This is a genomic window from Thermoanaerobaculia bacterium (assembly GCA_035260525.1).
In the GTDB taxonomy this organism is placed as follows: domain Bacteria; phylum Acidobacteriota; class Thermoanaerobaculia; order UBA5066; family DATFVB01; genus DATFVB01.
In genome coordinates, this window is the sequence record DATFVB010000262.1 from 1 (window position 1) to 5,668 (window position 5,668).

Genomic DNA, 5,668 nt, shown 5'->3' on the forward strand with positions numbered 1-5,668 from the left:
CGCCGCAGATTGCCCCGCGCCGCCCGAACCCGAAGGGCGCCCGCACATTGCGAACGATGGCGGCGTTGCGTCGCGGGCCCGATGCGAACGGCATCTGCTCCCGCGACGCGTCTGGCCCTCGTCCGCAAGCCGCAGGCGCAAATGGCACGCTATTTCCGGGGAGGGGCACTTAGGACGCGGCCGCCAAGCTCGCGCGAGGGCCGTTCAAGTTTCGAGCTGACTCGAGAGTGAATTTGCCGATTACGCTGACGCGAGAAACTTGCGAGCGGCGCCTGGTTGCATCACTGACGTGGTGTCGCCGCGTGCGCCGCGCGAGTCTTGGCGTCACGCCCCAGCCTCCCAGACTCGCCGGCTGTTCGGGTAACGCCTTCCTTACGCCGTGATCTGGAGCTAACCTCCAAATCTTCTTGACAGTTACGGACGGTCCCTCCTAACATGGCCGTGGATCTTTCTGGGAAAAAGTGGATAGGAGTGGTCCATATGGATCGCTTTCGGGGTAGTGCACCGGCCTCTATCGACGAGAAGGGCCGGCTCAAGATTCCGAACGTTTTTCGACGGCAGATCGAAGAAGCGTTCGGCGCCGATCTGTTCGTGACCTCCATTCACGGCAGGGACGCCCTCGTGTATCCGCTTCCGGTCTGGCAGGGGATCGAGGAAAGGCTGGCCGCCGCGCCCGCCGTGCACCGCTCGAAGATGAAGTTCCTCGAGCGCGTCAACTATTTCGGGAAGCAGGAAAAAATGGACGGGCAGGGTCGAGCGCTGCTTCCCGCGATCCTCCGCGAGACGTCGAACCTCGCCGGCGACGTCGTCGTGACGGGGAACATCGATCACCTGGTCGTCACCGACCGCGCGGCGACGCGCGACCGGCTCGCCGCCGAAGACTTCACGGTGGAGGACTACGACGAACTCTCGAAGCTGCTGCTTTAGGTCGACATGGGTGCTCCGCACGTTTCCGTTCTCCTCCGCGAGACGGTCGAAGTCCTCTCGCCCCGCCCGGGACTGTTCGTGGACGCGACGGCAGGCGCGGGCGGCCACGCCGAGGCGCTCCTCGAAGCGCACCCCGGCGTTCGCGTGCTCGCGATCGACCGGGACCCCGAGGCGCTGGAGCTCGCGCGGACGCGGCTGGCTCGATTCGGCGGCCGCGCGGTTCTTCACCTGGGAAACTTCGCCGAGCTCGACGCGGCGCTCGATGCCGCGGCCGAGCGTTCTCCGGTCGGAATTCTTGCCGATCTCGGAATTTCTTCGATGCAGATCGACGAGGCTCGCCGCGGGTTTTCGTTTCGCCGCGACGGTCCTCTCGACATGCGGATGGGGCCCGGTGGAGTCTCCGCGGCCGACATCGTGGCGAACGCGCCCGCGGCGGAGCTGACGCGGATCTTCCGCGAATACGGGGAGGAACGAATGGCCCACAGGATCGCCCAGCGGATCGTCGAGGAACGCGCCCGGGAGCCGATCGCGACCACGCGCCGGCTCGCCTCCATCGTCGCCGGCGTCACCGGCCGCCGGGGGGAGATCGACCCGGCGACGCGCGTCTTCCAGGCCCTCCGGATCGAGGTGAACCAGGAGCTCGCCGCGCTGTCGCGGTTCCTGAAGATCGCGGTCGAACGGCTCGCGATCGAGGGCCGAATCGCCGTGCTCTCGTACCACTCCCTCGAGGACCGCGAGGTGAAGGAGACGTTCCGCCGCCAGTCGGCGGGCTGCCTCTGCCCGCCCGGGATGCCCGTCTGCGTCTGCGGGGGGCAGCGCGTCCTGCGCGTCCTCACGCGCCGGCCGATCCGTCCGGGCGCCGCGGAGATCGCCGCCAACCCGCGATCCCGAAGCGCGCGCCTGCGGGCCGCGGAGAAGATCGGGGAGGTCCGGTGAGCGCAGGGTACGCCCAGTTCAAACGCGTCGAGAACACGCGGGTCGCCCGCGAGCGGGACGGACGGCGCGGGAAGGAGCTCGCCGCGCTCGTCGCGGCGGTCCTGCCGATCGCGTTCGCGCTCCTCGCCTACACGCGTTTCCACATCCAGACGGTCCAGACCGGCTACGCGATCGACCGCGACCGGCGCGCGGTCGCGCGCCTCCTCGAAGACCGTCAGAAGCTCCTCGCCCGCCTCGCCTCGGCCACGTCCCCGGCGCGCACGGCGCGCTACGCCTCCCGGTTCGGTTTCGTGCCTCCGCGAACCGGCCAGATCTACGCCTTCACGGCGGAGCCGCGCCCGTGACCACGCTTCGTCCCGCCCGCGCCGCGATCTTCGTCGCGTTCCTGGGCGGCTGGGCCGCGCTCGTCGCGTTCCGGCTCGTGCAGCTGCAGATCGTCCGCGGAGACTCCTACCGGGCCCGGGCGCGGCAGCAGCAGGAGAGGACCGTCATCCTGCCGCCGCGGCGCGGCTCGATCCTCGATCGACAGGGGCGCGAGCTCGCGGTCTCCGTCGAGGCGGCGTCGGTCTTCGCCGTTCCCGACAAGGTCGAGGACCCGCGCGGGGCGGCCCGCGAGCTCGCGGGCGCGCTCGGGATCCCTGCGGCGGAGGTTTCCCGCAAGCTCTCCTCCGACAAGGGTTTCGTCTGGATCGCGCGGCAGGTCGACGATGCCGCCGCCGCGAAGCTCAAGGCGATGAAGCTCCCGGGCGTCGGTCTGCTGCCGGAGCTCCGCCGCTCGTATCCGAACGAGGGGCTCGCCGGCAACGCGCTCGGCTACGTCGGCGTCGACGGCCGCGGCCTCGCGGGGCTCGAATACCAGTACGACCGGATGATTCACGGGCGCGAGGGAGAGATGCGTGTCTCGCGCGACGCGCGGCAGGAGCAGTACGCGCTCACTCCCATTCCCGGGCACGAAGGACGCCCCGGTGCGGCGCTCTCGCTCACGCTCGACCGCGACCTGCAGTTCGTCGCGGAGAAGGAGCTCGCCGCGGGGCTCGCCGAGACCGGGGCGAAGGACGCGAGCGCGGTCGCGATGGATCCGGACACGGGAGAGGTCCTCGCCATGGCGACGGTTCCGAGCTTCGATCCGAACCGCTACGGCGATTTCCCCCCGTCGGCCTGGAGGAACCGCCCCATCTCCGACAGCTTCGAGCCGGGCTCGGTCTTCAAGGTGATCTCCGGTGCGGCGGTGATCGAGGCCGGCGTGGCCGGGCCCTCCGATCCGGTCGACTGCGGGATGGGGTCGATCCAGGTCGGGAAGTACTTCATCCACGACGCCGAGCACGAGCGATTCGGCGTGATTCCGCTCTCCGAGGTGATCGCGAAGTCCTCGAACGTCGGGATGGTGCGCGTCGGACTGCGGCTCGGACCGCGTCGTCTGTACGACTCGGCGCGCGCGCTCGGGATCGGAATCCCGACCGGGATCGACCTCCCCGGCGAGAACCCGGGCCTCCTGCGCGACGTCTCGCGCTGGAGCGGCCTGTCGAACGCGGAGATCTCGTTCGGACAGGAGGTCGCCGTCACGCCGATCCAGATCGCGGTCGCGGTGTCCGCGATCGCCAACGGCGGCCTCCGCGTCGCGCCCCGGATGGTCCGCAAGGCGGTCGACGCCGCCGGGGGCGAGTGGTTCCCGCCGGCGGTCGCCCCGCGGCGCGTGCTTTCGCCCGAAACGGCCGGCGCGATGAACACGATCTTGAAGGGCGTCGTCTCCGAAGGCACCGGGAAGCGCGCGGCGGTCCCGGGATACGTCGTCGCGGGCAAGACCGGCACGGCTCAGAAGGCGATCGGCCACGGGTATGCGCGGGACAAGTACGTCGCGACGTTCGCCGGCTACGCTCCGGCCGACCACCCGCGGATCGTGCTCGTCGTCACCGTCGACGAGCCCCGCGGACAGTACTTCGCGAGCGAGGTCGCGGCGCCGGTATTCTCCCGGATCCTCGCGCGCGCGATGGCGATCCTCGAAGTCCCGCCCGACGGGGCGGAAGTGCCGGCGCCCCCGGCCGCCCCGCCGATCGTGATCGCGCGGCGCGCCCCCGTCTTCGCGTCCGGCGTCGTCGCCGCTTCGCTCGGGCGGTCCCCCGCGTCCTCGCCGATATCGCAGATGCCCGACCTCTCGGGCCTGCCGGCCCGGCGCGCGATCGCGGAGCTCTCGCGCCGCGGTCTCGCCGCCGAGCTCTCGGGCTCCGGGTTCGTCGTCTCGCAGACGCCCCCCTCCGGAACGTCGATCGTTCCGGGGATGACGTGCCGGCTCCGCCTTTCGGAATCGTCCTCCTCTCCATGAAGCTCGAGGAGATCATCGAAGAGGTCGCTCTCTCCGTCGAACCCCCCTCGAACCCCGAGATCTCTTCGGTGGTTTCCGATTCCCGGCGCGTGACGCCCGGGGCGCTGTTCGTGGCGATCGCGGGGGAGCGCGCCGACGGTCTCGACTACGCGGCGGAGGCGGTCCGCGGCGGCGCTTGCGCGGTCGCTTCCGACCGGCCGCGCCCGCAGGGCTTCCCGGTCCCGGTCCCCTGGGTGCGCGTCGACGATCCGCGGCGAGCCGCCTCGGTCTGGAGCCAGAGGGCGCTGGGCGATCCGTGGAAAAAGCTCGTCCTGGCCGGCGTCACCGGTACGAACGGGAAGACCACGACGGCGATGCTCCTCTCCGGCGTCTTTCGCCGCGCCTGGGGATCGAGCGGGTTCGTCGGGACGATCGGTTACGGCTGGAACGAGACGTTCCGCGCGGCCCCGAGGACGACGCCGGAGGGGGATGCGCTCGCGCGGATGATGAGCGACATGGTTCACGACGGCGTCCCCGCGTGCGCGATGGAAGTCTCCTCCCACGCCGTCGCGCTCGAGCGCGTCTCGGGCGTTCGCTTCGACGCGGCGGTCTTCACGAATCTCACGCGCGATCATCTCGACTTCCACGGGACGATGGAGGCTTACGGCGCCGCCAAGGAGCGGCTGTTCGCGCTCCGGAAGGCCGGCGGCGCCGCGGTCGTCAACGGGGACGACCCGTGGGGACGCGCGATGGCCGCCCGGCTCGCCCCTCCCGTCGTGACGTTTTCTCCCGCGGGGGACCCCTCCGCGCGATGGCGCGCGGAGGACATCGAGGTGTCGCTGTCCGGAACGCGCTTCCGCGCGGCGGGCGCGGAAGGGGAAGCACGGATCGAAAGCCCGCTCGTCGGACGCTTCCACGTGGAGAACCTCCTCGCCGCCTGGGCCGCCTCGCGGGCCCTCGGGGTGCCGGAAGGGGCGATCGTCGCCGAGCTGGCGCAGAACCCGGGCGCGCCGGGACGCATGGAGCGGGTCGACGCCGGCCAGCCGTACACGATCCTCGTCGACTACGCGCACACGGAGGACGCGCTCCGGCGGCTCCTCTCCGCGGTGCGGGAGCTGACGGACCGGACGCTCATCCTCGTCTTCGGGTGCGGCGGCGACCGCGACCCCGGGAAGCGCGAGCCGATGGGGCGGGCGGCGGCCGAGCTCGCCGACATTCCGATCGCGACCTCGGACAACCCGCGCGGCGAGGACCCCGCCGAGATCCTCCGGGAAGTCGAGCGCGGTCTCGTCGCGGGCGGAGCCTCGAAGTACCTGAAGTTCGTCGACCGGCGGGAGGCGATCGCGCGCGCGATCGAGCTCGCGAACTCGCGTTCGGTGGTGGTGATCGCCGGGAAGGGCCACGAGACGACGCAGGTGATCGGCGAGCGAGAGTATCCTTTCGACGATCGCGTCGTCGCGGCGGAATGCGTCCGCGCGGCGCGGCGGATGTCCTCGTGAAGGTGAG

General features: G+C 70.9%; 5 protein-coding genes. All 5 read left to right on the forward strand.

Going from position 1 to position 5,668, the window contains the following annotated elements:
• The first annotated feature begins 480 nt into the window (after positions 1-480).
• The 5 genes from VKH46_12730 to VKH46_12750 are packed head-to-tail and all read left to right on the forward strand — an operon-like array spanning position 481 to position 5,661.
• Entirely contained in the window at positions 481-927 is a 447-nt protein-coding gene (locus VKH46_12730) for a division/cell wall cluster transcriptional repressor MraZ (protein HKB71702.1), read from the forward strand.
• Positions 928-933: 6 nt separating this feature from the next.
• Positions 934-1,863, forward strand: a complete 930-nt coding sequence (gene rsmH / locus VKH46_12735) for a 16S rRNA (cytosine(1402)-N(4))-methyltransferase RsmH (GenBank protein HKB71703.1) — start codon at positions 934-936, stop codon at positions 1,861-1,863.
• Entirely contained in the window at positions 1,860-2,207 is a 348-nt protein-coding gene (locus tag VKH46_12740; GenBank protein ID HKB71704.1) for a hypothetical protein, read from the forward strand. The genes rsmH and VKH46_12740 overlap by 4 nt, the downstream gene beginning before the upstream one ends.
• Positions 2,204-4,183 carry a penicillin-binding protein gene (locus VKH46_12745; GenBank protein HKB71705.1) on the forward strand — a complete coding sequence of 660 codons (1,980 nt, stop codon included), beginning with the start codon at positions 2,204-2,206 and terminating at the stop codon, positions 4,181-4,183. The genes VKH46_12740 and VKH46_12745 overlap by 4 nt, the downstream gene beginning before the upstream one ends.
• Positions 4,144-5,661, forward strand: a complete 1,518-nt coding sequence (locus VKH46_12750) for a UDP-N-acetylmuramoyl-L-alanyl-D-glutamate--2,6-diaminopimelate ligase (GenBank protein HKB71706.1) — start codon at positions 4,144-4,146, stop codon at positions 5,659-5,661. The genes VKH46_12745 and VKH46_12750 overlap by 40 nt, the downstream gene beginning before the upstream one ends.
• Positions 5,662-5,668: the final 7 nt, after the last annotated feature.